This window comes from Ancalomicrobiaceae bacterium S20 (assembly GCA_040269895.1).
Lineage (GTDB): Bacteria > Pseudomonadota > Alphaproteobacteria > Rhizobiales > Ancalomicrobiaceae > Methyloraptor > Methyloraptor flagellatus.
This window is the reverse complement of sequence record CP158568.1, coordinates 4,283,200-4,307,341: the sequence shown is the minus strand read 5'-3', so window position 1 is coordinate 4,307,341 and position 24,142 is coordinate 4,283,200. Positions and strand designations below refer to the sequence as shown.

General features: G+C 68.2%; 22 protein-coding genes and 2 pseudogenes. 16 read left to right on the top strand and 8 right to left on the bottom strand.

Features of this window, described 5'->3' with window-relative positions:
* Positions 1-74 precede the first annotated feature (74 nt).
* From ABS361_19430 to ABS361_19385, 10 genes are all read left to right on the top strand, one after another.
* Complete coding sequence (locus ABS361_19430) at positions 75-1,334, top strand: exonuclease SbcCD subunit D (GenBank protein ID XBY44187.1); 1,260 nt, start codon at positions 75-77, stop codon at positions 1,332-1,334.
* Between the two features lies 1 nt (position 1,335).
* Complete coding sequence (locus ABS361_19425; protein ID XBY44186.1) at positions 1,336-3,738, top strand: AAA family ATPase; 2,403 nt, start codon at positions 1,336-1,338, stop codon at positions 3,736-3,738.
* The gene (locus tag ABS361_19420) at positions 3,735-5,087 is read left to right on the top strand and encodes an SbcC/MukB-like Walker B domain-containing protein (GenBank protein ID XBY44185.1); all 1,353 of its coding nucleotides are present in this window, start codon (positions 3,735-3,737) and stop codon (positions 5,085-5,087) included. Before ABS361_19425 ends, ABS361_19420 begins: the two co-directional genes overlap by 4 nt.
* Positions 5,088-5,206: 119 nt before the next feature.
* Positions 5,207-6,244, top strand: coding sequence for a dihydroorotase (pyrC, locus tag ABS361_19415; GenBank protein XBY44184.1), 1,038 nt, complete (start codon positions 5,207-5,209; stop codon positions 6,242-6,244).
* 137 nt (positions 6,245-6,381) lie between these two features.
* Complete coding sequence (locus tag ABS361_19410) at positions 6,382-6,930, top strand: MaoC/PaaZ C-terminal domain-containing protein (GenBank protein XBY44183.1); 549 nt, start codon at positions 6,382-6,384, stop codon at positions 6,928-6,930.
* Between the two features lie 306 nt (positions 6,931-7,236).
* Positions 7,237-7,647 carry a succinate dehydrogenase, cytochrome b556 subunit gene (gene sdhC, locus ABS361_19405; GenBank protein ID XBY44182.1) on the top strand — a complete coding sequence of 137 codons (411 nt, stop codon included), beginning with the start codon at positions 7,237-7,239 and terminating at the stop codon, positions 7,645-7,647.
* A gap of 9 nt (positions 7,648-7,656) precedes the next feature.
* Positions 7,657-8,043, top strand: a complete 387-nt coding sequence (gene sdhD, locus ABS361_19400; protein XBY44181.1) for a succinate dehydrogenase, hydrophobic membrane anchor protein — start codon at positions 7,657-7,659, stop codon at positions 8,041-8,043.
* A gap of 5 nt (positions 8,044-8,048) precedes the next feature.
* Positions 8,049-9,881, top strand: a complete 1,833-nt coding sequence (gene sdhA / locus ABS361_19395; GenBank protein XBY44180.1) for a succinate dehydrogenase flavoprotein subunit — start codon at positions 8,049-8,051, stop codon at positions 9,879-9,881.
* Positions 9,882-9,896: 15 nt separating this feature from the next.
* Complete coding sequence (locus ABS361_19390; protein ID XBY44179.1) at positions 9,897-10,676, top strand: succinate dehydrogenase iron-sulfur subunit; 780 nt, start codon at positions 9,897-9,899, stop codon at positions 10,674-10,676.
* Positions 10,677-11,033: 357 nt separating this feature from the next.
* Positions 11,034-11,576, top strand: coding sequence for a potassium channel family protein (locus ABS361_19385; protein XBY44178.1), 543 nt, complete (start codon positions 11,034-11,036; stop codon positions 11,574-11,576).
* Positions 11,577-11,801: 225 nt separating this feature from the next.
* On the opposite strand, the gene ABS361_19380 is transcribed toward ABS361_19385, so the two are convergent.
* The 3 genes from ABS361_19380 to ABS361_19370 all read right to left on the bottom strand — a co-directional run bounded on the left by ABS361_19380 (position 11,802) and on the right by ABS361_19370 (position 14,041).
* A complete protein-coding gene (locus ABS361_19380; GenBank protein XBY44177.1) occupies positions 11,802-12,374 on the bottom strand; it encodes a GNAT family N-acetyltransferase in 573 nt (190 codons plus the stop codon).
* A 208-nt stretch (positions 12,375-12,582) separates the two neighbouring features.
* Positions 12,583-12,801 (bottom strand): hypothetical protein, encoded by a 219-nt coding sequence (locus ABS361_19375; protein XBY44176.1) that lies wholly within the window; start codon positions 12,799-12,801, stop codon positions 12,583-12,585.
* Positions 12,802-12,814: 13 nt separating this feature from the next.
* Positions 12,815-14,041, bottom strand: a complete 1,227-nt coding sequence (locus tag ABS361_19370; GenBank protein ID XBY44175.1) for an argininosuccinate synthase — start codon at positions 14,039-14,041, stop codon at positions 12,815-12,817.
* Between the two features lie 271 nt (positions 14,042-14,312).
* Here ABS361_19370 and ispG point away from each other — a divergent pair.
* Positions 14,313-15,533: pseudogene (gene ispG, locus ABS361_19365) on the top strand (flavodoxin-dependent (E)-4-hydroxy-3-methylbut-2-enyl-diphosphate synthase).
* A 441-nt stretch (positions 15,534-15,974) separates the two neighbouring features.
* A complete protein-coding gene (locus ABS361_19360; protein XBY44174.1) occupies positions 15,975-17,183 on the top strand; it encodes an extracellular solute-binding protein in 1,209 nt (402 codons plus the stop codon).
* 145 nt (positions 17,184-17,328) lie between these two features.
* On the opposite strand, the pseudogene ABS361_19355 reads toward ABS361_19360, so the two are convergent.
* A pseudogene (locus ABS361_19355) lies at positions 17,329-18,277 on the bottom strand (polyprenyl synthetase family protein).
* Positions 18,278-18,328: 51 nt separating this feature from the next.
* Here ABS361_19355 and mtgA point away from each other — a divergent pair.
* The 4 genes from mtgA (at position 18,329) to ggt (ending at position 21,962) form a co-directional block, all read left to right on the top strand.
* Positions 18,329-19,123, top strand: coding sequence for a monofunctional biosynthetic peptidoglycan transglycosylase (gene mtgA / locus ABS361_19350; GenBank protein XBY44173.1), 795 nt, complete (start codon positions 18,329-18,331; stop codon positions 19,121-19,123).
* A 360-nt stretch (positions 19,124-19,483) separates the two neighbouring features.
* Positions 19,484-19,666 (top strand): 50S ribosomal protein L32, encoded by a 183-nt coding sequence (rpmF, locus tag ABS361_19345; GenBank protein ID XBY44172.1) that lies wholly within the window; start codon positions 19,484-19,486, stop codon positions 19,664-19,666.
* 215 nt (positions 19,667-19,881) lie between these two features.
* Positions 19,882-20,292: a hypothetical protein gene (locus ABS361_19340; GenBank protein ID XBY44171.1), complete on the top strand. Its 411-nt coding sequence runs from the start codon at positions 19,882-19,884 to the stop codon at positions 20,290-20,292.
* An 80-nt stretch (positions 20,293-20,372) separates the two neighbouring features.
* Entirely contained in the window at positions 20,373-21,962 is a 1,590-nt protein-coding gene (gene ggt / locus ABS361_19335) for a gamma-glutamyltransferase (protein ID XBY44170.1), read from the top strand.
* A 101-nt stretch (positions 21,963-22,063) separates the two neighbouring features.
* Here ggt and ABS361_19330 read toward each other — a convergent pair whose 3' ends face one another.
* From ABS361_19330 to ABS361_19315, 4 genes are all read right to left on the bottom strand, one after another.
* The gene (locus ABS361_19330) at positions 22,064-22,435 is read right to left on the bottom strand and encodes a hypothetical protein (GenBank protein XBY44169.1); all 372 of its coding nucleotides are present in this window, start codon (positions 22,433-22,435) and stop codon (positions 22,064-22,066) included.
* 242 nt (positions 22,436-22,677) lie between these two features.
* The gene (locus ABS361_19325; protein ID XBY44168.1) at positions 22,678-23,343 is read right to left on the bottom strand and encodes a 50S ribosomal protein L11 methyltransferase; all 666 of its coding nucleotides are present in this window, start codon (positions 23,341-23,343) and stop codon (positions 22,678-22,680) included.
* 11 nt (positions 23,344-23,354) lie between these two features.
* The gene (locus ABS361_19320; protein ID XBY44167.1) at positions 23,355-23,777 is read right to left on the bottom strand and encodes an EVE domain-containing protein; all 423 of its coding nucleotides are present in this window, start codon (positions 23,775-23,777) and stop codon (positions 23,355-23,357) included.
* A 9-nt stretch (positions 23,778-23,786) separates the two neighbouring features.
* Positions 23,787-24,077 carry a YciI family protein gene (locus tag ABS361_19315; GenBank protein XBY44166.1) on the bottom strand — a complete coding sequence of 97 codons (291 nt, stop codon included), beginning with the start codon at positions 24,075-24,077 and terminating at the stop codon, positions 23,787-23,789.
* Positions 24,078-24,142: the final 65 nt, after the last annotated feature.

Here is a 24,142-nt window from a genome sequence, read left to right as displayed (position 1 = left end):
CGCCTCCGGCCCGGTCGCCCGGCTGCTCGCGGCCTATCTGTTCTGACGACCTGTTCCGACGGTTCTCCCCGCCCATGATCCGCCTGCTGCACACCGCCGACTGGCACCTCGGCCAAAAACTCCAGGGCTGGTCGCGCGAGGTCGAGCACGCCCGCGTGCTCGACCGGCTGGTGGCGATCGCGGCGGAACGGCAGGTGGACGCGCTGATCCTCGCCGGCGACGTGTTCGACACGATCAACGTGCCGCATGAGACCGAGCGCCTCTACTATGAGACGCTCGGCCGCCTGCGCCGGGCGCTGCCCGACTTGACGATCGTGGTGACCGCCGGCAACCACGACCCGGCCGGCCGCATCGATGCGCCGGGACCGATCGTCTCCGCGCTCGGCATCCATACGATCGGTACGGTCGCGCGGCGGGACGGTGCGATCGACCTCGACCGCCATCTGATCCCGCTCCGATCGGCGACCGGCGCCGTCGCCGCCCATGTGCTGGCGATCCCGCATCTGGGTCCGGCCTCGCTGCCGCCGATCGAGACCGGCGAGGAGATCCCGGGCTCGCCGGTCGTTCGCGCCGTGACCGCCTTCCATGCCGAGGCGGTCGCCGCCGCCCGCGCCCGCATCGGGGCCGCACCGCTGATCCTGACCGGCCATCTGACCATCGCCGGTGGACTTGAGAGCGAAGGCGCCGAGCGCCGCATCCTGATCGGCGGCGAACATGCGATCCCCGCGACGCTGTTTCCGGCCGACGTCGCCTATGTCGCGCTCGGCCATCTGCACAAGCCGCAGGGCATCGGCCGCGAAACCGTGCGCTATTCCGGCTCGCTGATGCCGCTGTCGGCGACCGAACGCGGCTACGACCACGGCGTCACGATCGTCGAGATCGACGCGGCCGGCACCCGCATCGAGCATGTGCCGATCGAGCGGCCGGTGCCGTTCCTGCGCATCCCGGCGCGCGGCGGCCTCGCGCCGGCCGCGATCGAGGCCGAACTCCAGAGCCTCGGCCTCGATCCGGCGTTGCCGATCACGGAACGGCCGTTCCTGCATCTCGGCATCCGGCTCGACGGCCCGGCGCCGACGCTGAAGGCCGATCTCGACCGCATCGCCAGCGCCTTCCCGGTCCGGCTGGTCGGCCACGGCATCGAACGCCCCGAGCGCGAGGCCGACGACGCACCGGCCACGGATCTCGCGATCGATCTCGCCGACCGCGACCCGCTCGATCTGTTCCGTCTCGCCTTCGACAAGGCGCACCCCGGCATCGCGCCGAACGAGCGCCACCTCGCCGCCTTCGCGGCCGCGCTCGACGCCGTGCTCGATCCGGACAGGCAGGGCGCCTGACATGCGCATCCTCGCCATCCGCGGCCAGAACCTCGCCAGCCTCGCCGAGCGCTTCGACCTCGATTTCACTGCCGCGCCGCTCGCCGGCGCCGGCCTGTTCGCGATCACCGGCGAGACCGGCGCGGGCAAATCGACCATCCTCGACGCCATGTGCCTGGCGCTCTATGGCGAGTTCCCGCGCATCGGTCGCGATCGCGGCTCGGACGAGAAGATCCCCGACACGGGCGACGAGAAGCTCCGCGTCACCGATCCGGCGTCGATCCTCCGCAAAGGGGCGCCGACCGGCTTCGCGGAAGTCGACTTCCTCGCCCGCGACGGCCACCCCTATCGCGCCCGCTGGTCGATCGCGCGCGCCCGCGGCAAGGCCGACGGCCGCCTGCAGGATCCGATGCGGCGCCTCGACCGGCTCGACGACAGCGGTGCGGTCGTCTTGAGGCTGGCCGACAAGGCGCGGGCGGTCGACAAGGCCGTCCTCGACCTGACCGACCTGACCTTCGAGCAGTTCACGCGCACGGTGCTGCTGTCGCAGGGCGATTTCGATGCCTTCCTGCGCGCCAAGGACGGCGAGCGCGCCGAATTGCTGGAGAAAATCACCGGCACCGACCTCTATGCCAAGGTCTCGATGGAGGTGTTCGAGCGTACCCGCGCGGCCGAGAAGGCCGTCACGGCGCTGGAGGAGCGCCGCGCGATGATCCCCGTGCTGTCGGAGGCCGAACGCGCGGCGCTCGCTGAACGGATCGCGGCGATCGGGACTGACATCAAGGCCTTGCGCGCCCGCGCCGACACCGAGACGGACGAACTCGCTCGCGCCGAACGCATCATCGCTGCCGAGGCCGAGGTCGCGGCGGCCGAAGCCGCGCTCGGCACCGCCCGCGCCGCAAGCGAGGCGGCCGCCGAAGACCGCGCCCATCTGGCCGCGTTACGAGCGGCCCAGGCGGTCCGTCCGGTGTTCGATCGTCTCGCCGATGCGACCCTCCGCCTCGATCGCGCCGAAGCGGCCCTGCGCGAGGCAGCCGGCACCGTGGCCAAGGCGACCGAGGCCGCCAACCTTGCCCAAGAACAGCTCACGACCACGGAAGATGCTTCGGAGGCGGCACGGAGGGACGTCGAGCGATTCGATCCGATCTGGGCTGCTGCAATGCGCCTCGATGGTGCGATCGTCGACGCGCGCCGCGAGCGGGATGCCGCCGCCGAAGCGGTCACCAAGGACGAGCGGCAGGCGGTCGAGCAGAGGAGCGCGCTCGACGCAGCCAAGGGCCAGGTCGAGGGGCGCCATACCGGGCTGGCCGAGATCGAGGCCGCCTTGGCCGCCTCGACCGGCATGGCCGCACTCGCCGGCCGATGGGCCGATCTCGGCCCGCTCATCAACGAACGACGGCAAGAGAAGCAGGCCGCCAGCGACGCCGCGCAATCGATTGCCGCATCGGGGCAGACGATCGCCGATTGCGATGCCCGGCTCGCCGCGCTCGCGGAGGCCGATGGCAAGGACGCGACCGAAAGGGCGGACCGAACAGCGCAGCTCGACGAGCGCCGGGCGGCGCGCGCTGCGATCGACGTCGCCGGGCTGGAGGCGCGGCGCGAGGCGGTCGAGACGCTCGGCCGGGCCATCGCCGACCTGCGGCGGGTGTTCGAGGACGCCGCCGAGCGCACCGAGACCTGCCGGGAAGCCCGCGATCGCCGAACCGCCGCGGAGGCCGCCGCGCGGGCGGCCGGCGAACAACTCGAGAAGCTCGGGCAGGACCGCATCGCCGCGGCCGATCGTCGGACCGGGCACCAGGCCCTCGCCGATTTCGCCGATCAGATCCTGTCCGTGCATGCGAGCCGGATGCGTGCCGAACTCGCCGAGGGCGAGCCCTGCCCGGTCTGCGGCTCGACCCATCATCCCGCGACCGACGCGGCGCTGACCGCGCGCGCCGAGGCGATCAGGGCCGAGCGCGCGACGCTCGACAAGGTGATCGCCGATCTCGACACCGCCATCGCGACCGGGCGCGGCGAACTGGCCGGACACCAGGCCGCGAGCAACGATGCCGCCGACCGGATCGCCAAGGCCGAAGCGCAGCTCGCCGCGCTCGCCCCCGAGATCGCCAGCCGGACCGCGACCATCGTCGAAACCGCGCTCGACCTCGGCCTGACGACCGCCGATGAGCCGCCCCCGCAACCCTCGCCGCCCTCGACCTTTGGCGCGAGCGGACCACCGGCGCCTACAAGCAAGCCCGCGACGGGCTGCGCGCGGCCGCGGCGCTCGACACCGAGATCGACACTCTGCGCCGTACGATCGAAACGCTCGATACCGCCCGCGAGCTGCGGCGGACCGAGCGCGATGCCGATGTCGCCGCGCGCGCCGAGGCGGCACTCGCCGAAACAGCGGCACGATCGCGCCGCGACGGGGCGGACCGCCGCTTGACCGAGATCGACGCGCGGCTGTCCGCGCCGCTCGGCGAGGCCGGTTTTGCGTCTGCCGATCTCGACCGCGATCCGGAGCGGGTCCAGGCCCTGCTCACTGAGAAGGTCGAGGCGCGGCAGAGTCTCGAAGCATCGGTCGAGCCGGCACGCGAGGCGCTACGGCTGGCCGAAGCGACCGCCGATCGCGCGGCCGCCGCCGAAGTGGCCGCCCGGGACGCCTTGGCGAAATGTCGAGACGCCCTTGTCCAGCGGGAAGCCGCGCTTTCCCGTCTGTCGGCCGAGCGCGCCGGGCTGCTGGACGGCGAGGCGACGGAGGCCCATCGCGCGCGGATCCTAGAGGTCCGGACTGCGGCCGACGCTGCCCGCGACGCCGCACGCGGTGCGCTGGCCAAGGCGAGCGCCGATCTCGCCGGCGCCCGCGCGGCCGAAACCGCGGCCAAGACTGCGCAAGTCGAGGCGGAAACGGCGCGCGCCGCCTGCCGGGAGGCCTGGGCGGCCGCGGCCCGCAGCCTCGATCGCGCCGAGGCCGAGGTCGAGGCGCTGCTGGCAGCGGAAGCCGAGATCGAACCGCTCGACACCCGGCTGACCGCGCTCAACGCCGCGCTCGTTCGCGCCGGCACCACCCTCGCCGACCGCCGGTCCACGTTCGACGCCGCGCTGGCCGCCGGCCGCCCGGCACGCCCGGTCGAAGAGATCCAGGCCGCCATCGCCGCGCTGCGCGAACAGGAGACCGCGCTCGCCGAGGAGCGCGGCCGGCTCCAGGCCGAGACCGCCCGCGATGCCGAAACCACGGCAGAGGCGGCGCGGCTCGATGCCGAGATCGCGCAAGCCAAGGACGCCTGCGCCGTCTGGCAGGCGGTCAACGCCGCCGTCGGCTCGCGCGAAGGCGACAAGTTCCGCCGCATCGCCCAGGAGATCACGCTCGACCGCCTGACCGCCCTCGCCAATCGCCATCTGAAGGATCTCGCGCCGCGCTACCGGCTCAGCCGCGTCGATGGCCTCGGCCTGACCGTGGTCGACCGCGACATGGGCGACGAGATCCGCTCGACCCGCAGCCTCTCCGGCGGCGAGCGCTTCCTGACCTCGCTCGCGCTAGCCCTGGCGCTGTCCGGCCTTGAGGGCCGGCAGTCCTTCGTCGAGACGCTGTTCATCGACGAGGGCTTCGGCTCGCTCGATGCCGGTTCGCTCGAACTGGCGATCGATGCGCTCGAGAGCCTGCAGAGCCAGGGCCGCAAGGTCGGCGTGATCAGCCACGTCCCGGCCATGCACGAGCGCATCCCGGTCCAGATCCGGGTCGAACGCGCGGGCCAGGGCCGCAGCCGCGTCGAGATCGTCGAGCGCAGGGGCTGAGATGCCCGACGCGGCATGACGGCCGCGGCTCGATCGAACGACACGCGATCCGCCGACGCTTGATCGAAGGGGGCGCTCGTGCTGAAGAGGGGGCAACCTCACAAGCGACCGGCAGGCCCATGCGCACGATCACGATTCCGCGCCCCGACGACTGGCACGTTCATTTCCGCGACGGCGCGGTGCTGAAATCCGTCGTGCCCTACACGGCGCGCGCCTTCGGCCGCGCGATCGTGATGCCGAACCTGACGCCGCCGGTGACCACCGCGGCCATGGCCGCCGCCTACCGCGACCGCATCCTCGCCGCCGTGCCCGAAGGCGTGACCTTCACGCCCTTGATGACCTGCTATCTGACCGACGGCACCGATCCGGCCGATCTCGTCGCCGGCCACCGCGACGGCGTGTTCACTGCCGCCAAGCTCTATCCGGCGCATGCGACGACCAATTCGCACTTCGGCGTCACCAATATCGCGGCGATCCGTCCGGTCCTGGCCGCGATGGAAAAGGCCGGCATGCCGCTCCTGACTCATGGCGAGGTCACCCGCGCCGACGTCGACATCTTCGACCGCGAGGCGCGCTTCGTCGAAGAGGTGCTGCTGCCGACCTTGAAGGATTTCCCCGGCCTCAAGATCGTGATGGAGCACGTCACGACCGAGGAGGCCGTCGCGGTCGTGCGCGCGCATCCCGGCCGGCTCGGCGCCACGATCACCCCGCAGCACCTGCTCTACAACCGCAATGCCATCTTCCAGGGCGGCCTGCGCCCGCACATGTACTGCCTGCCGGTTCTGAAGCGCGAGAAGCACCGGCTGGCGCTGCGCGCCGCCGCGAGCAGCGGCGAGGCGAGCTTCTTTCTCGGCACGGATACCGCGCCGCACCTGAAACACCTCAAGGAATGCGCTTGCGGCTGCGCCGGCGTGTTTTCCGCGCCGGTGGCGGTGGAGGCCTATCTGAAGGTCTTCGCCGAGGAGGGTGCGCTCGACCGGTTTGAGGCCTTCGCGAGCCGCAACGGCCCGGCCTTCTACGGTCTGCCCGTCGCGACCGAGACGGTCACCTATGCCGAAACCGGCCGTTTCATTGCGGAATCGGTCGAGGTGCCGGGCGAGGGCACGCTCGTGCCCCTGTTCGAGGGCGAGACGGTCGGCTGGGCCCGGAGCCCCTGAAACGGCTTCGTCCATTGGGGTTTCGCCCGGCCGGGCTCACCCCGATCACGGGCAGTGACGCCGAATTGACATCGGATCGGCGTAGCGTTCCTCGCTGCGACGCAGCATAATTGTCGCGTCGCAGCAAGGAGACGTCGATGACCGAGATCGAGAACCGTACCTTCGACGAGATCGCCGTCGGGGACCGCGCCGAAGTCGCCCGCGTGTTGCGCCGCGAGGATATCGAGCTGTTCGCCACCGTGTCGGGGGATCTGAACCCGGCCCATCTCGACGAGGACTACGCCAATGCCGGCCGGTTCCACCGCGTGATCGCGCATGGCATGTGGTCGGGCGCGGTGATCTCGTCCCTGCTCGGCACGCGGCTCCCCGGACCCGGCACGCTCTATCTCGGCCAGAGCCTGCAGTTCCTCTACCCGGTCAGCATCGGCGACACGATCCGCTTCAGCGTCACCGTGCGCACCAAGGCCGAGAAGCGGCATGTGACGCTCGACTGCAAGGCCGAGAATCAGGACGGTCAGGCCGTCGTCGCCGGCGAGGCGCTGGTCATCGCGCCGGCCGAGAAGGTCCGCCGGCCGCTGCCGCACCTGCCCGAGGTGATCCTGCACCACGACGGCGACCAGAAGACCGTCGCCGGCGGCGCGCTCGACCCGCAGCATTTCGAGACCTACCAGATCGCGCGCGCCTGACCCCAGGTCGCCCGGATCGCGGCCCGCGCGGATCGGTCGACCGATCCGGCTGAAGCGCCGCGGGATCCATCCCGCGGCGGCCGTTACGTGGCCCCCGATGCCGCAGTGCGTCATCGCGTCGGCCGCGCCCGAAAGGCGCAGGCGACCGTTGGTCGCTTGAAGAACAGGGTTGCAAAGCGGTCTACGCCCTTCGAAGGTTTTGACACGCTGCAAAAAGAGACTAGAACCCTTCCATCCTTCGGGTTCCGGCCGGCCCATGGCGGGCGGTCGGCTCACTCCATCGCACGGACGGACGGTTAGCGCGACATGTCGACGACCGACACCAAACTCCGCGGCGCTGCGGCGCGGCCGCTTTCGCCCCACCTCGATATCTATCGGTTCTCGTGGACGATGGCGATGTCGATCGTCCATCGCATCACCGGTGCCGCACTCTACGTCGGCACCGCGCTGCTGGCGATCTGGCTGATCGCCGCCGCCTCGGGCGCGTCGAGCTTCGCCGCGGTCCAGTGGTTCATGGCGAGCTTCATCGGCAAGCTGATCCTGTTCGGCTACACCTGGGCGCTCATGCACCACATGCTCGGCGGCGTCCGCCATCTGGTCTGGGACATGGGGCTCGGCTTCGATCGCGATCGCCGCTTCGCCATGGCCAAGATCAATCTCTACGGCTCCGTCGCGCTGACGATCCTGATCTGGGTCGTCTACTACATCGTGCGGTGAGGTGATCCGATGACCGATATGCGCACGCCCCTCTCCCGCGTCCGGGGCCTCGGCTCCGCCAAGGACGGCACCGAGCACTTCTGGCTGCAGCGCCTGACCGCGCTGGCGCTGATCCCGCTCGCGCTGTTCCTCGTCATCCTGGTGCTCTCGATCGCCCACGCCGGCAGCCCGGCCGAGGCGCGCGCGGTGCTCGGCTCGCCGTTCTCGGCGATCCTGCTCGCCGCCTCGATCGTCGCCGGTGCGGTCCACATGCAGCTCGGCATGCGGGTCATCATCGAGGACTACGTTCACACGGAGGGCCTGAAGGCCCTTGCGCTCATGGCCAACAGCTTCTTCGCCGCCATCGTGGGCATTGCCTCGATCTGGGCGGTCGCGAAGCTCTCTTTCGGGATGTGACCATCATGGCCGACGGATCGAACGGCGTCGGAGCCCCCGCGCTCGGTGGCAACGCCTACAAGTTCATCGACCACACCTTCGACGTGGTCGTGGTCGGCGCCGGCGGCGCGGGCCTGCGCGCCGTCACCGGCGCCTCGGAGGCCGGCCTGAAGACGGCCTGCATCACCAAGGTGTTCCCGACGCGCTCGCACACGGTCGCCGCCCAGGGCGGCGTCGCCGCCGCGCTCGGCAACATGGGTCGCGACGACTGGCGCTTCCACATGTACGACACCGTCAAGGGCTCCGACTGGCTCGGCGACCAGGACGCGATCGAATATCTGGTCCGCAACGCGCCGGCCGCCGTCTACGAGCTCGAGCACTGGGGCGTGCCCTTCTCGCGCACCGAGGACGGCAAGATCTACCAGCGCCCGTTCGGCGGCATGACCACCGACTACGGCAAGGGCATCGCCCAGCGCACCTGCGCGGCGGCCGACCGTACCGGCCACGCCATGCTGCACACGCTCTATGGCCAGTCGCTCAGGCATTCGGCCGAGTTCTTCATCGAGTATTTCGCGATCGACCTGATCATGGACGAGACCGGCGCCTGTCGCGGCGTGGTCGCGCTCTGCCAGGAAGACGGCTCGATCCATCGCTTCCGCGCCCATCGCACCATCCTGGCGACGGGCGGCTACGGCCGCGCCTACTTCTCCTGTACCTCGGCGCATACCTGCACCGGCGACGGCAACGCCATGGTGCTGCGCGCCGGCCTGCCGCTGCAGGACATGGAGTTCGTGCAGTTCCACCCGACCGGCATCTACGGCGCCGGCGTCCTCATCACCGAGGGCTCGCGCGGCGAGGGCGGCTACCTGACCAACTCCGCCGGCGAGCGCTTCATGGAGCGCTATGCCCCGTCGGCCAAGGACCTCGCCTCGCGTGACGTCGTCAGCCGCGCGATGACGATCGAGATCCGCGAAGGCCGCGGCGTCGGCAAGAACAAGGACCACATCCACCTGCACCTGTCGCACTTGGACCCGGCGATCCTCGCGGAACGCCTGCCGGGCATCTCCGAGAGCGCCAAGATCTTCGCCGGCGTCGATGTGACCAAGGAGCCGATCCCGGTCCTGCCGACCGTCCACTACAACATGGGCGGCATCCCGACGAACTATCACGGCGAGGTGCTGACCAAGAAGAACGGCGACCCGGACACCGTGGTCCCCGGCCTGATGGCGATCGGCGAGGCGGCCTGCGTGTCGGTTCACGGCGCCAACCGCCTCGGCTCGAACTCGCTGATCGACCTGGTCGTGTTCGGCCGCGCGGCGGGTCTGCGCTGCGCCGAGATGATCTCCAAGGGCGAGCGCCACGCCGACCTGCCGGCCGACGCCGGCGAACTGGCGCTCTCCCGCCTCGACCACTTCCGCAACGCCAAGGGCGGCACGCCGACCGCGGAGCTGCGCAACCGGATGCAGCGCACGATGCAGACCAACTGCGCCGTGTTCCGCACCGGTGAGGTGCTCGAGGAAGGCCACAAGCTGATCCACGAGGTCTGGGGCGGCATCGACGACGTCTCGGTCGCCGACCGCTCGCTGATCTGGAACTCGGACCTGATCGAGACGCTCGAGTTCGACAACCTGATCTCCCAGGCCGTGGTGACCATGGACTCGGCCGTGAACCGGACCGAGAGCCGCGGCGCCCACGCCCGCGAGGATTTCCCCGACCGCAACGACCAGGACTGGATGAAGCACACGCTCGCGTGGGCCGATCCGTCCAAGCGCACGGTCACGATCGACTACCGGCCGGTGCACACCTACACGATGACGAACGACGTGTCGTACATCGAGCCCAAGGCGCGCGTGTACTGAGGAGACGAGGCAAACATGGTTCAGCTCACGCTCCCCAAGAACTCGCAGATGACCGAGGGCAAGACCTGGCCGAAGCCGGCCGGGGCGACGCGCCTGAAGGAATACAAGGTCTATCGGTGGGATCCGGATACGGGCGCCAACCCGCGCATCGACACCTATTTCGTCGATCTCGACGATTGCGGTCCGATGGTGCTGGACGGTCTGCTCTACATCAAGAACAAGATCGACGCCGGCCTGACCTTCCGCCGCTCGTGCCGTGAAGGCATCTGCGGCTCCTGCGCGATGAACATCGACGGCACCAACACGCTCGCCTGCACCAAGGGCATGGACGACGTGAAGGGCCCGGTGAAGATCTATCCGCTGCCGCACATGCCGGTGATCAAGGATCTGGTTCCGGATCTGACCACCTTCTACGCGCAGCATCGGTCGATCGAGCCGTGGCTGAAGACCGTCACGCCCGAGCCGCAGACCGAATGGCGCCAGAGCCACGACGATCGCACCAAGCTCGACGGCCTCTACGAGTGCATCCTGTGCGCCTGCTGCTCGACCTCGTGCCCGAGCTACTGGTGGAACGGCGATCGCTATCTCGGCCCGGCCGTGCTGCTGCAGGCCTATCGCTGGCTGATCGACAGCCGCGACGAGGCGACCGGCGAGCGCCTCGACAATCTCGAGGATCCGTTCCGGCTCTACCGCTGCCACACGATCATGAACTGCGCGAACACCTGCCCGAAGGGTCTGAACCCGGCCAAGGCGATCGCGGAGATCAAGAAGATGATGGTCGAGCGCCGCATGTGACGCACCAGCGTGTGGACTGCAGTTGAGCGGATCATAATCCAATGTCCACGCACCGCGGGGCGCTACGGTTCCGCGCGCCTTGCGGTGTTGGGCGACGCTATGGCGAGACTTGGATATCCTTTGATGAACGAGGCTATCTAGCGCAAACGTCATTGGAGACGCTGCAAGACCCTCTCGCAATTTTCGGTTGACATAACCGCATCATGTCTCAAACTACTTCGACAGGGAGCGCTAGTCCTTCCAAGTATCGTGACTTTGGATACCAGCATGAAAAGCCCAATAGTGTTTGTGCTGTCACCCAGCCGATATGCTGCGCGCTGCCTAATAGATAGGACGTGTATTAAGAATTTTAAGACAATGTTGATATGGAATTCGGTCTTTTATTTTATAATTTTTCTTGCAACGGCCTTCGTAACATTAGACGTAAAAATTGTCGGCCCCGACGGGGCGATCAAGTTTCTTGCTATGTATTTTTGCATAACTAGAGTCAACGAGCTTGTTTTTGCCTTTTTTCATGATGCAATCAACAACGGGCAAAATAAAAAGAGAATGCCCATAAATCGGCAAGAACGCATAATTTTGTTAAGTCTTGCGTACGTTGAAATTATTATTTGGTTCGGATTTTTGTATGCTGTATTAGAAGGAATGTACCCGGACAAGGTAATATTTAATAATAAATTCGAATCGATTCTCGATGCTTGTTTTTTATCGGGCGTCACGATCACAACGTTAGGATCTGGCGACTTCTATCCAACCAATACTGTCGCAAGATTTTCAACATTGTACGAAGCCATCATTGGAATAATATTTATCGCAGTCGGACTTGCCGCCTACATTGGTGCTGCCGATGAAACTGATTCACCCGAGTCTCAAGCGGATACGCAACCGCCTCGCAGTTGAGTACTTCGTCGAATACCAAGCACTAGCCGAGCTTCCACGCGGCCTGCCTTGGCAATCAGATGTCGCGATTCAAAAAAGCTCCGGATCGCGAGATCCGGGGCTCTTGCTCGTTGAGGCGTCGGCGGAGCCGATCAGGCCCGTCCGAGGCCGATCAGGATGCGCGGGCGCGCGGTCCTGACCGCCCACGGAAATCGCCGCCAGACCCGGCCCGCGGCGAGTGCCACGTCATTCGGCCGCATGCAGCATCCCCCGCTGGAGATCGAGCACGGCGGTCGCCCAGCCGGAGGCGTCGTTGACGGCTTCCTTCATGTAGGAGACCGGGGACGGGCTCGGCGGCAGCAGCAGGCCGACGACGTCGCCCGCCTCGTATTCGAGCTCGGCGCCGAACCGGCGCGCGAGGCGCTGCATGTGGCCGTTGGAGGCCAGGCAGCTCATGTAGACGCGGCTGATGCCGCGATTGCGTGCGGCGAGCAGCGTGCGTTCCATCAGTTCGGAACCCACGCCCTGGTTCTGCCAACCGGCCTCGACGCTGAAGGCGGCCTCGGCCTCGCGGCGTCCGCCGTCGATGGCACGCAGCTCACCGACGCCGCGGATCATGCCCGCGGAGAACCAGCCGTGGATCAGGGTGTCGAGCTTGAAGCTCGTCTCGGCATAACGGCTCACGAATTCGTCGCTGGCACCCATGCCGAATCGCTGGCGGCGGGTGGCGGGATCGAGACGCGTCAGATGTTGCCTGAAGGCGTCGAGATCCGCGATCCATAGCTTCCGAACCGAGCCCGTGACGGTCGTGGTGGTCATTCTCACCTCTCGTCAGTGGTTTTCGGGTCGGGCACTTCCTCGGAATCATTATTATTGTGCAGTGCAATATAAGGACAAAAGCGGCGAAGGCGAGGCCGTTCGGCGCATGCCGGACAAGCTGTTGCGAAGAAGGTAAAATTCCGGACCGCCCGCGCCGGTGGAAGTCGCGGGCGATGCTCGGATGAGCGAATCGCCGGCGGAAGCACCGTCACGGCGCCTTGAACGCGCGCCAGACCAGATAGAGGGCGACACCGAACCCGGTCACCCCCACGAACACCGTCGTTCGCGATCCGATCAGGGCGCCGACGCCGATCACCACCAGGGCGACGGCCGCGACCACCACCGCGGCCGCAAAAAACAGAACGCGGGCGAAGCCGTTGACTTCGCCCGCGCCGCGCCCCGAGGGGGCTTTTTCGTCTTCGGCCATCGGCCGACGTCGATCAGCCGGCGTCGCGCGCGCGCCGCTTGGCGAGCGTGCGCAGGCGCAGCGCGTTGAGCTTGATGAAGCCGGCGGCGTCGCGGTGATCGTAGGCGACCTTGCCCTCCTCGAAGGTGACGAGGTCCTGGTCGTAGAGCGAATAGGGCGAGCGGCGGCCGGTCACCGTCACGTTGCCCTTGTAGAGCTTGAGCCGCACCTGGCCGGTGACCTGCTCCTGGCTCTTGTCGATCAACGCCTGCAGCATCTCGCGCTCCGGCGAGTACCAGAAGCCGAAATAGATCAGCTCCGCATAGCGCGGCATCAGCTCGTCCTTGAGGTGCCCCGCGCCGCGGTCGAGCGTGATGCTCTCGATGCCGCGATGCGCCTGCAAGAGGATCGTGCCGCCGGGCGTCTCGTAGATGCCGCGCGACTTCATGCCGACGAAGCGGTTTTCGACGAGATCGAGCCGGCCGATGCCGTTGGCCTTGCCGAGCTCGTTGAGCTTGGTCAGCAGCGCGGCCGGCGACAGGCGCTCGCCGTCGATGGCGACCGGATCGCCCTTCTCGAAATCGATGACGATCTCGGTCGCCTTGTCGGGGGCGGCCTCCGGCGAGATCGTGCGCATGTGGACGTATTCCGGCGCCTCGATCCACGGATCCTCGAGCACCTTTCCTTCCGAGGACGAGTGCAATAGGTTCGCGTCGACCGAGAACGGCGCCTCGCCGCGCTTGTCCTTGGAGATCGGGATCTGGTTCTTCTCGGCAAAGTCGATCAGCGCCTCGCGGCTCTTGAACTCCCACTCGCGCCAGGGCGCGATCACCGTGATGTCCGGCTGCAGCGCATAGTAGGAGAGCTCGAAGCGAACCTGGTCGTTGCCCTTGCCGGTCGCGCCGTGGCAGACCGCGTCGGCGCCGACCTGGCGCGCGATCTCGATCTGGCGCTTGGCGATCAGCGGCCGGGCGATCGAGGTGCCGAGCAGGTAGAGACCCTCGTACTGCGCATTGGCGCGGAACATCGGGAACACGAAGTCGCGCACGAACTCCTCGCGCACGTCGTCGATGAAGATCTCCTTGATGCCGAGCATCTCGGCCTTCTTGCGCGCCGGCTCGAGCTCCTCGCCCTGACCGAGGTCGGCGGTGAACGTCACCACCTCGCAGCCGTAGGTGACCTGCAGCCACTTGAGGATGATCGACGTGTCGAGCCCGCCCGAATAGGCGAGTACGACCTTCTTGACCTGCTTCGTCGCCATGGATCGCGATCCCGTTCCTGTCATAATGCCGAATTTGCGCGGCACATTAATCAGAAGCGGAGCCGGCGCAAGGGCAGGAAGAATGCTTCCGGCCTGCGCGGATCAGGGTTTCCGAACCTGCCGGAGCCGCCATGCGCGCCGATAGGCGGCGCCCGACCCCTTCCGCGCCCCTTGACGAAGCCGATCCGAGGCCCCTTTTGTGCGGTGCCGCCGCCACCGTGCGCCGGCCAGCCGGAGCCTCGCCCATGACCGCCTTCCTCGCCGCCCCCTCGCCCGTCGCATCACCGTGCCGGTCGACATCGGCGGCGTGATCGTCGGCGGCGGGCATCCGGTGGTCGTGCAGTCGATGACCAACACCGACACCGCCGACATCGAAGCGACCGTGGCGCAAGTCGCGGCCCTCGCCCGCGCCGGCTCGGAACTGGTCCGCATCACCGTCGACCGCGACGAGGCGGCCGCGGCCGTGCCGCACATCCACGAGAAGCTGCTGAAGCGCGGCGTGCGCGTGCCGCTGGTCGGCGACTTCCACTACATCGGCCACAAGCTGCTCGCCGATCATCCGGCCTGCGCCGAGGCGCTGGCCAAGTACCGGATCAACCCGGGCAACGTCGGCTTCAAGGACAAGAAGGACCGCCAGTTCGCCGAAATCGTCGAGAAGGCGATCCACTGGGGCAAGCCGGTCCGGATCGGCGTCAACTGGGGCTCGCTCGACCAGGATCTCTTGACCCGCCTGATGGACGAGAACGCCGAAGCCGGCTCGCCCCGTTCGGCGCGCGAGGTCATGCACGAGGCGATCGTGCAGTCGGCGCTGCTGTCGGCGGCCTACGCCGAGGAACTCGGCCTGTCGAGGAACCGGATCGTCATCTCGGCCAAGGTCAGCCAGGTGCAGGACCTGATCGCGGTCTATGTCGAACTCGCCCGGCGTTCCGACTATGCGCTGCATCTCGGCCTGACCGAGGCCGGCATGGGCTCGAAGGGGCTGGTCGCCTCCTCGGCCGCGATGGGCATCCTGCTGCAACAGGGCATCGGCGACACGATCCGCTATTCCCTGACGCCCGAGCCCGGTGGCGATCGCACCCGCGAGGTGATCGCCGCGCAGGAACTCTTGCAGACCATGGGCTTCCGCTCCTTCGTGCCGGTGGTGGCCGCCTGCCCGGGCTGCGGCCGCACCACCTCGACCGTGTTCCAGGAACTCGCCCGCGACATCCAGGACCACATCCGCACCTCGATGCCGGTCTGGCGCGAGAAGTATCCGGGCGTCGAGACGCTGAACCTCGCCGTCATGGGCTGCATCGTGAACGGGCCGGGTGAATCGAAGCATGCCGATATCGGCATTTCGCTGCCCGGCACCGGCGAGGCCCCGGCCGCGCCCGTGTTCATCGACGGCAAGAAGGCGCTGACGCTGCGTGGTCCCGGCATCGCCGACGATTTCAAGAAGCTGGTCGAGGACTATATCGAGCGCCGCTTCGGCGTCGGCCGCGCGGCCGAGTGACCGCGACCGTCACCGCAGTCGTCTGATTTTATTAAAGCTGGAAGCATTTTGCGCACGGCTGGGCTGCGCGCAACGCATGCCATTGTCGCGTCACTGTCGAAAAGCGCTCGCGAGATTAAACGCGTTTAAATCAGCAATTCACCTTATTCGAATCTGATCGATTGAAACTGCCCCCCATGGATGGATGCGGCCGTCGATCGATCGGGATCGCCTATGAACAGTTGTTTAACCGGTTCAGGTCGGCAACATCACTGATTTTACAGTGCCACGGGCTTCGATTACACGATTCATCAACAGCACAGCGGCTCCGGGCCACCCCGCTTCGGCGAGAGGCCTGAGATGATCCGCCAATGACAAGACCGATAACGGAACCCAAGGATCGGGAGACTTCGTTTTTTCCCGAACTGACCGGCGGCCCGATGCACCGGCAGGAGAAGTCCGATGAACCGCACGTACACCCATGCCATTGCCGCGGCGCTGCTCGCCGCCACCGCTCTCGCCACCCCGGCCCGCGCGGCCGAGACCGGCACGGCCCTCGACCGCAACGCGATCCGCACCGCGATCGCCACCCAGCTCAAGGCCGGCGGCACGCTGACCGTCTGGGCCGACGACAGCCGCTTCAAGACCTTCTTCGCCGAAGTCGTCGCGCCGCGCTTCGCCAAGTCCCGCGGGATCAAGGTCGAGTTCGCCGTCAAGCCGGCCGCGACCATCACCACCGAGATCGCCGCCGCCAAGGAAGCCGGTCGCCCGAGCCCGGCCGACCTCGTGCTGATGTCGGACGCCCGTGCCCGCGGCTTCGTCGAGGCGGGCCTCGCCTCCGGCCGCGTGCTCGATCTGCTGCCGCATTCCAAGGACATCGATCCGGCGATCGCCAATGTCGCCGACGCGGCCTACATGGCCGGCTCGACCGTGCCGTTCGACATCCGCCAGCAGGTCGTCGCCTTCGACCAGTCGAAGGTCGCCGCCAGCGCGGTCGAAACCACCGAGGGCCTCGCCGCCTTCGCCGGCTCGCATCCCAAGCGCGTCGGCTTCGTGCCGGGCTTCGGCAAGCAGTATGGCGCGACCTTCCTGGAGACGCTGCTGATCAGCCTGCCCGTCAACGGCTGCCGCGGCTTCATCTACGACGCCAAGCTCGGCGAGCGCGGCGCGGATGTCTGGGCGCACGGCGAGTGCGCGCTGCACACCGTCAACTACCTGCGCCTGCTGAAGCCGAACGCCGAGACCCGCCGCACCCCGGCGGAGCTGATGCTGGCGCTGGCCAAGGGTCGCGTCGATGTCGCGATCCTCGACGAGACCGACGTCGCCGAGGCCGCCTCCCGCGGCGCGCTGCCGGCGACGGTGCGCACCACCATGCTGAAGACCGGCCAGGCCCGCGAAGTCACGCAGATCATCGTGCCGATGACTGCCGTGCACCAGCTCGCCTCCTACGCGCTTGCCGACGACCTGCTGTCGGAGGCGGTTCAGAAGGCCAAGCTCGACCGGCTCGGCAGCCGTTCGCCGCGGGCGAGCGTCATGACCGCCGCCGTCGCGCCCTGGTACGTGCCGGCCGCCCGTTTCGCCGCCGCCACCCGCGCCAAGCCGGTCGGCGTGCTGACCGAAGCGGTGGCGCCGCGCGTCGCGCTCGAGGCCTTCGATCTCGCCCAGAAGTGAGATCGACCACAGGTTCTTCCCCGGTGGCGGTGCCCGACCGTCGCCGGCTTCCTCCCAGCGGGCACAACTTCAAGGCCGGCAACCCATGTTGCCGGCCTTTTTCTTTGCTGGAGGGACGACGGAACGACGACCTCTGCCGCCGAAATCAGAATGAGCGGCCGGCGATGAACCGCGCCGTCTGGACCAGCGTTCGTGCACGGTCGCCGAACGGCGCGAGCACCGCTTCGGCCTCGGTCACGAGCTCGCCAAGTTGCGCGCGCATTGCTGCCGCCCCGTTGAGCGCGACCAGCGTCGCCTTGCCGCGCTCGGCATCCTTGCCGGTCGCCTTGCCGGCAACCTCGGGCGTGGCTTCGAGGTCGATCAGATCATCGGCGATCTGGAAGGCGAGGCCGATGATCGCGCCATAGCGGCCGAGCCGCGCGAGATCGTCGGGACCGGCGCCGCCGATCACCGCGCCGGCCTCGCAGGCGAAACGGATCAGCGCGCCGGTCTTCATCGCCTGCAGCCGGCGGATCTCGTCCGCCCCGAGCGCCAGCGGCCGGCCGTCGGCGGCGTAGCGGCCCTCCGCCGCCAGATCGAGCATCTGGCCGCCGACCATGCCGCCGAGCCCGGCCGCGCGCGCCAGCCGGCGCACCAGGTCGGCGCGCACCGCGCCGTCGGCATGGGTCGCAGGATCCGCCATGACGTCGAAGGCATAGGTCAGCAGCGCGTCGCCGACCAGGATCGCCGTCGCCTCGTCGTAGGCGCGATGCACGGTCGGCCGGCCGCGCCTGAGATCGTCGTCGTCCATGGCCGGCAGGTCGTCATGGACGAGGCTGTAGCCATGGAGCATCTCGAGCGCCGCCGCCGCGCGCAGCACCCTCGCCGCCGACGCCGAACAATGCGGCAGCCTCGATCAGCAGGAACGGCCGGAGCCGCTTGCCGCCGCCGAGCGTCGCATAGCGGATGGCCTCGATCAGCCGCGCCGGACGCGCTATTTCTTGGTCGAGCGGGTCGGCACCGAGCAGCCGGTCGAGCGTTGTCTCGACAGCGCCGGCGGCATCGGCCAGACGTGCCTCGAAGGGGCCGCGTTCGTCGTCGAGCGTTGCAGTCATGGCGGAAGGGCGGCTCTCATGGATCGGATCTCGGGCGCTCAGCTAACCCAATTGGATGACGCGGCCAAGATCCCGGCGCTGAAATCCGGCACGTCGAGGGCGGCGCCGACCGCGCGCGGATCCCGCCGGTCGCGCTGGCGCACCGCCTTCAGGATCCTGCGCACGCTGGTGATCGTCGTGGCGCTGCTCGCGACGGTGCCATTCCTCGGCGCGGTCGCCTATCGCGGGATCGACCCACCGATCACCTCGCCCATTCTCGCCGACCGGCTTTCAGGCGAGGCGATCGACCAGCGCTGGATGCCGATCGGCTCGATCTCGCCGCATCTGATCAAGGCGGTGGTGTCCTCGGAGGATGCGGCCTTCTGCACCCATCACGGCGTCGACTGGGACGAGATGCAGGAGGCGCTTTCGCGCGCCGAGAAGACCGGCCGCGGCGTGCGCGGCGCCAGCACCATCACCATGCAGGTGGCGAAGAACCTGTTCCTGTGGAACTCCCGCTCCTACGTCCGCAAGGCGATCGAGCTGCCGCTCGCCTATTGGATCGACTTCGTGATGCCGAAGCGTCGCGTGCTGGAGATCTACCTGAACATCGCCGAATGGGGTCCAGGCATCTATGGCGCCGAGGCCGCCGCGCGCCGGCACTTCAACAAGCCGGCCGCCGCGCTCGACCGGCGCGAGGCGGCGCTGCTGGCCACCAGCCTGCCGAACCCGATCCTGCGCAAGCCCGAGAAGCCGAGCCGCCGGCACCGGATTCTCGCCGCGACCATCGAAGGCCGGATGCTCGCCGCCGACGCCTGGACCGGCTGCATCTTCGGTGCGAAAACGACGCGGACCACGATGCGTTGACCATCTCGGCACGACGCCGGGACATCATCGGCGCGGCCCGGCGCTGCGGGCCCGTTTGCGCGGCAGAAAAACACGCCGGCGTACTGGTCAAACGGGACGAGAGACTGTATAAGCCGCGCCCATCCACCCTTGACGAGGCACTTCGGTCGGGTCGCTCCCGCAACGAAGCTCATTGAGTGGTGCCTGGCTCGCGGGTCGACCGCGGGACCGGCAAACCACTCCGAGACGTCGCCGAGGTGCCCTCGTGTCTGCCACGGGGCCGATCGGGACCGGGCTTCGGACGGGGACGACATTGAAGTGACACGGACGGCGTCGGCGGTCGAGACCGCAGCCGGGCCGGACGTATCGGGAGTTCGAGAAATGGCCGTTCCGAAAAGAAAGACGTCGCGCATGAAGCGTGGCTTCCGCCGCTCGGCGGACGCGCTCAAGGCGCCGACCTACGTCGAGGACAAGGACTCGGGCGAGCTGCGCCGTCCGCATCACGTCGATCTGAAGACCGGCATGTACCGCGGTCGCCAGATCCTGGAAGCCAAGGCCGACTGAGGTCTTTGGTTCGATCGACGGCCACGCACGCGTCGCCGTTCTCGATCCGAACCACCAAACGCTTCCGGTCGCGGTCCGCCGCGGCATGATGTCCTGAAAGATCGGGCCGGCGCCAGCGCCGGCCTTTTCTTTTGGCAGCCATCCCCTTCCCCGGTCTTTTCTTCTCGCCCCCCGGCGTGCCAAATTCGGCTTCCTGCCAACCGACCGGTGGACCGATGTTCTTCAACATCCCGCTGACCCTCGTGCCCCTCGTCGTCTACAATCTCGTTGGTCTCGGGCCGTTCGGCGTCGCGACGGGAGATCCCTGGACGCGGCCGATCCTCGCCCTCGACCTGGTCTCGGGCGGCCGTTTCACGCTGATGCTCGGCGATGTGCTGATCGTCGTCGCGCTCGTCTCTCTGTTCATCGAGATCGTCAAGGCGACGCGCACGTCCGGGCCGACCATCGTCGACCACGGCATGTCGCTCGTCCTGTTCATCGCCTATCTGGTCGAGTTCCTGACGGTCCGCGCCTGTGCTACCTCGGTGTTCTTCGTCCTGATGGTGATCGCGCTGATCGACGTGGTCGGCGGCTTCACCGTGACGATCCGCGGCGCGCGCCGCGATTTCGGCTTCGATCGCGACTGAGATCGCAACCGGGACCGCGACGGGACCACCGTCCGGCCAATCCGCCCCTTCCTGCCGCCCTGCCTCTCCGGAGACCTCCCTTGCGCGACTTCCAGTTCCCGGGCCGCTCGCCCGCCATGGCGACCGAAGGCATGGCCGCGACTTCGCATCCGCTCGCCTCCGCGACCGCGCTCGATGTGCTGCGTCGCGGCGGCAATGCCGTCGACGCGGCCGTGGCCGCCTCCGCGGTGCTCGCCGTGGTCGAGCCGCACATGACCGGCCTCGGCGGCGACTGTTTCGCGATCATCTCGACGCCCGACGGCGGCCTCCACGGTCTGAACGGCTCGGGACGCGCCGCCAAGGGAGCCGAAGCGAACTGGTTCGTCGAGCGTGGCATCGACAAGATCGAGACCGAGTCGGTCCATGCCGTGACCGCGCCGGGCTCGGTCGCGGCCTGGGCGCATCTGCTCGAGAAGCATGGCACCTGGGACATCGGCCGCGCGCTCGAGCCGGCGATCCGCTACGCCGAGCACGGTTTTCCGGTCACGCCGCGCGTCGCCCACGACTGGGCGGGCGATCTCGGCAAGCTCGCGGCCAATCCTGGCGCGACGATGCATTACCTGAAGAACGGCGCCACCCCGGTCGCCGGCGACCTGTGGCGGCTGCCGGCACTGGCCCGCACGCTCAAGATCGTCGCGGAGAAAGGCGCACGCGCCTTCTACGAGGGCGAGATCGCCGACGACATCGCCGCGACGATCAAGGCGCTCGGCGGCCATCTGGATGCCGACGACCTCGCCGCGACCGAGGCGACCGACGTGACGCCGGTGACCTCGACCTATCGCGACATGGAAATCGCCGAGATCCCGCCGAACGGCCAGGGCATCACCGCGCTGGTGATGCTCAATATCCTGAAGCGCTTCGACCTCGCGAGCCTCGACCCGCATGGCCCCGAGCGGTTCCACCTCGAATTCGAGGCCGGCCGGCTCGCCTATGCGGTGCGCGACGCCTTCATCTCGGATCCCGCGCACATGCGCGCGCCCGTCGACGTGCTGATATCCGACGGCTACGGCGCCGGGCTCGCCGACCGGATCAGCCGCGAAAGCCGGCTCGCCGACGTGACGCCTGAGAAGATCCCCGAGGCCGACACGGTCTACCTGACCGTCGTCGACCGCGATCAGCGCGCGATCTCCTTCATCAACTCGGTCTATTCGCACTTCGGCTCGGGCATCGTCACCGAGAAGACCGGCCTCGTGCTGCAGAACCGTGGCGCCTGCTTCGTCGTCGATCCGAAGCATCCGAACTGCATCGGCCCGCGCAAGCGGCCGATGCACACGATCATTCCGGGCTTCGCGCTGCGCAAGGGCCGGCCGGTGATGCCGTTCGGCGTCATGGGCGGCGCCTATCAGGCGGTCGGCCACGCCCATCTGATCAGCAACATCGTCGATTACGGCATGGACCCGCAGGAGGCGCTCGACTTCCCGCGCCTGTTCTGGGCCGCGGACCGCACCACCGCGGCGGCCGAGCGCAGCATCCCCGCCGCGACCGTCGAAGGCCTGAAGGCGCGCGGCCACCAGGTCGTGACCGAGAAGAACGCCATCGGCGGCGGCCAGGCGATCTTCATCGACCACGAGCGCGGCGTGCTGATCGGCGGTTCGGATCCGCGCAAGGACGGTTGCGCAATCGGCTACTGAGCCGGGCGGCCTCTAAACGCACGATCGGGATGCCCCGATCGTGCACCACTTCGCGCGACAGAAAGCCAGCGACAAGCCGATCCGACGCGCTCTGATCGCGCTCAGAGCGCGGTGCGAACGAGATAGCCGGCCGGGAGGTCGCTCGGCCGGTCACGCGTGCGCTCGTAGGCGTCCGCCGCCACCGCCGGCTCGGCGCGGCGCCGGGTCCTGAGGTCCGGATGCGCGTCACGGCTGGCGATCAGCTGCGCCACGAACGGCGCATGCGAGCGGAACCGAACGATCCGGGTCGGTTCCTCGACGGGCTCTGCGATCCGTGTCGGCGCCACCAGCGCGCGGCGCTCGTCGCGGCTGCCCTCGTCGCGTTCGTCCTCGCGTTTGGCGCCGGGCGGCACCGCACCGACACGGCCGGCCGCGATCCGGCGGCGTCCATACGCCCCCAACCGCCAGGTGCCGCCGTTCGGTCCGATTTCCATCCGCTTCGCGCTCCCGATCCCGAAACGACCAACCCGACGGGTCGACTCGCGTTCCGAAAGTCCGATTCCGGGACGGCTTTCGTCCCGAATTGAGACGAGCCGTCAACCTCTCCTTCATATTTGCAAGCGAGAGGCCGAACGTCGAGACCGGTCACGGCGATTTCGGGGGATGTCACGCGCAACGACGCCTCCCTCCGCCATGAACGGATCGGGGGCCGAAAGCAGTCGGAAACAGAAGTCGTTCAGCCGAGAAAGCGCCACACGACAGTGCGCTTCACCTCGGCATCCTCGAGCGCCAATGTCGTCGGGACGCGGTATTCGGCGAGCGCGACGAGGCGATCCTTCGGCAGGTACGACCGGCCGGGATCACCGACCAGCACGTTCGCGCCGGCCGCGAGCGCTTGCGCCGCCCAGGTGGCGACCCGCTCGGCCATCGGCTTTTCATAGAAGACGTCGCCGAGCAGCACGACGTCCGGGCGCGGCTGAAGCGCCGCGAACGGCGCGGCGAGCACGTCCATAGCCGTGATCTCGAAGCCGACACCGTTCGCCGCCGCGTTCAGCACCATGGCGGAGCGGGCGAAGGCATCGATATCGGTCGCGACCACCGCGGCCGCACCGGCCCGGCATGCCGCGATCGCCTCCAGCCCCGAGCCGGCCGCGAACACCAGCACTTGGCGGCCGCGGACCAGATCCGGATTGTCGAGGACATGGCGCGCGAGCGCCTGCCCGCCGGCCCAGGCGAAAGCCCAGAACGGCAGCGGCAGGCCCGCGGCGTCGAGTTCCTCTTCGGTCTTGTGCCAGAGCGGCAGGGCATCGGTGGCGAGATGCAGCCGGATCTCCGGCACGTGCGGCGGCGCGGCGAGAGCCGTGTTCGCCGCGATGAAAGCCGCCTCGTCGCCCCTGCCCATCCGGTCTCCGTTCAGGGTGCCGTCACGCCGCCGAGCGAGCAGATCAGCGCCCATTCGTCGTCCGTGACCGGTTGCACCGACAGCCGCGAGTTCTTGACCAGCACCATCTCGGCGAGCCGCGGATCGGCCTTGATCTCGACGAGCCCGACCGGCTTCGGCAACGGCGCCACCGCCTTCAACGTTACCGCACCGAACTTGCCGGTCTCGTCCTTGGGATCATGCGCCCAGGGCTTGACCACCTCGACGATGCCGACGACGGCCTTGCCCTCGTTCGAGTGATAGAAGAAGCCGCGCTCGCCGACCTGCATCGCCTTCATGTGATTGTTGGCGAGATAGTTGCGGACGCCGTCCCAATAGGTGCCGGCCTCACCGGCCTCGACCTGCCGGTCCCAGGACCAGACCTCCGGTTCGGACTTGTAGAGCCAATGCGCCATGGTCGCGCCTCACGCGGCCGGCGCGCCGACGACCCAGCGCCAGGGCCGGATCTCGACGCTCTCGAACAGGCCCGCCGCCTTGTAAGGGTCGGCGTCGAAGATCGCGGTCGCCGCCGCCAGGCTCTCCGCCTCGATCACCACCAGCGAACCGCGCATCTCGGTCGCCGCCTCGTCCATGAACGGACCGGCGATCTTCACCGTGTCGCCGAGCCCCTTCAACCAGGCGAGATGGGTATCGCGGTTGGCCGCGCGCACGCCCGTGTGCCCGGCCTTGTCGCGGCAGATCGCCATGAACAGCATGCATGTCCTCCGATGGAACGAACCGTTGCGCCGGCACAGTAGAGGGTTTCGGGCTGGGGCGGAAC

Excerpts from the sequence above, each read along its gene's own strand:
- ABS361_19430 (XBY44187.1), top strand. The coding sequence starts at position 75 with ATGATCCGCCTGCTGCACACCGCCGACTGGCACCTCGGCCAAAAACTC.
- ABS361_19425 (XBY44186.1), top strand. The coding sequence starts at position 1,336 with ATGCGCATCCTCGCCATCCGCGGCCAGAACCTCGCCAGCCTCGCCGAG.
- pyrC (XBY44184.1), top strand. The coding sequence starts at position 5,207 with ATGCGCACGATCACGATTCCGCGCCCCGACGACTGGCACGTTCATTTC.
- ABS361_19410 (XBY44183.1), top strand. The coding sequence starts at position 6,382 with ATGACCGAGATCGAGAACCGTACCTTCGACGAGATCGCCGTCGGGGAC.
- sdhC (XBY44182.1), top strand. The coding sequence starts at position 7,237 with ATGTCGACGACCGACACCAAACTCCGCGGCGCTGCGGCGCGGCCGCTT.
- sdhD (XBY44181.1), top strand. The coding sequence starts at position 7,657 with ATGACCGATATGCGCACGCCCCTCTCCCGCGTCCGGGGCCTCGGCTCC.
- sdhA (XBY44180.1), top strand. The coding sequence starts at position 8,049 with ATGGCCGACGGATCGAACGGCGTCGGAGCCCCCGCGCTCGGTGGCAAC.
- ABS361_19390 (XBY44179.1), top strand. The coding sequence starts at position 9,897 with ATGGTTCAGCTCACGCTCCCCAAGAACTCGCAGATGACCGAGGGCAAG.
- ABS361_19385 (XBY44178.1), top strand. The coding sequence starts at position 11,034 with ATGTTGATATGGAATTCGGTCTTTTATTTTATAATTTTTCTTGCAACG.
- ABS361_19380 (XBY44177.1), bottom strand. The coding sequence starts at position 12,374 with ATGACCACCACGACCGTCACGGGCTCGGTTCGGAAGCTATGGATCGCG.
- ABS361_19375 (XBY44176.1), bottom strand. The coding sequence starts at position 12,801 with ATGGCCGAAGACGAAAAAGCCCCCTCGGGGCGCGGCGCGGGCGAAGTC.
- ABS361_19370 (XBY44175.1), bottom strand. The coding sequence starts at position 14,041 with ATGGCGACGAAGCAGGTCAAGAAGGTCGTACTCGCCTATTCGGGCGGG.
- ABS361_19360 (XBY44174.1), top strand. The coding sequence starts at position 15,975 with ATGAACCGCACGTACACCCATGCCATTGCCGCGGCGCTGCTCGCCGCC.
- rpmF (XBY44172.1), top strand. The coding sequence starts at position 19,484 with ATGGCCGTTCCGAAAAGAAAGACGTCGCGCATGAAGCGTGGCTTCCGC.
- ABS361_19340 (XBY44171.1), top strand. The coding sequence starts at position 19,882 with ATGTTCTTCAACATCCCGCTGACCCTCGTGCCCCTCGTCGTCTACAAT.
- ABS361_19330 (XBY44169.1), bottom strand. The coding sequence starts at position 22,435 with ATGGAAATCGGACCGAACGGCGGCACCTGGCGGTTGGGGGCGTATGGA.
- ABS361_19325 (XBY44168.1), bottom strand. The coding sequence starts at position 23,343 with ATGGGCAGGGGCGACGAGGCGGCTTTCATCGCGGCGAACACGGCTCTC.
- ABS361_19320 (XBY44167.1), bottom strand. The coding sequence starts at position 23,777 with ATGGCGCATTGGCTCTACAAGTCCGAACCGGAGGTCTGGTCCTGGGAC.
- ABS361_19315 (XBY44166.1), bottom strand. The coding sequence starts at position 24,077 with ATGCTGTTCATGGCGATCTGCCGCGACAAGGCCGGGCACACGGGCGTG.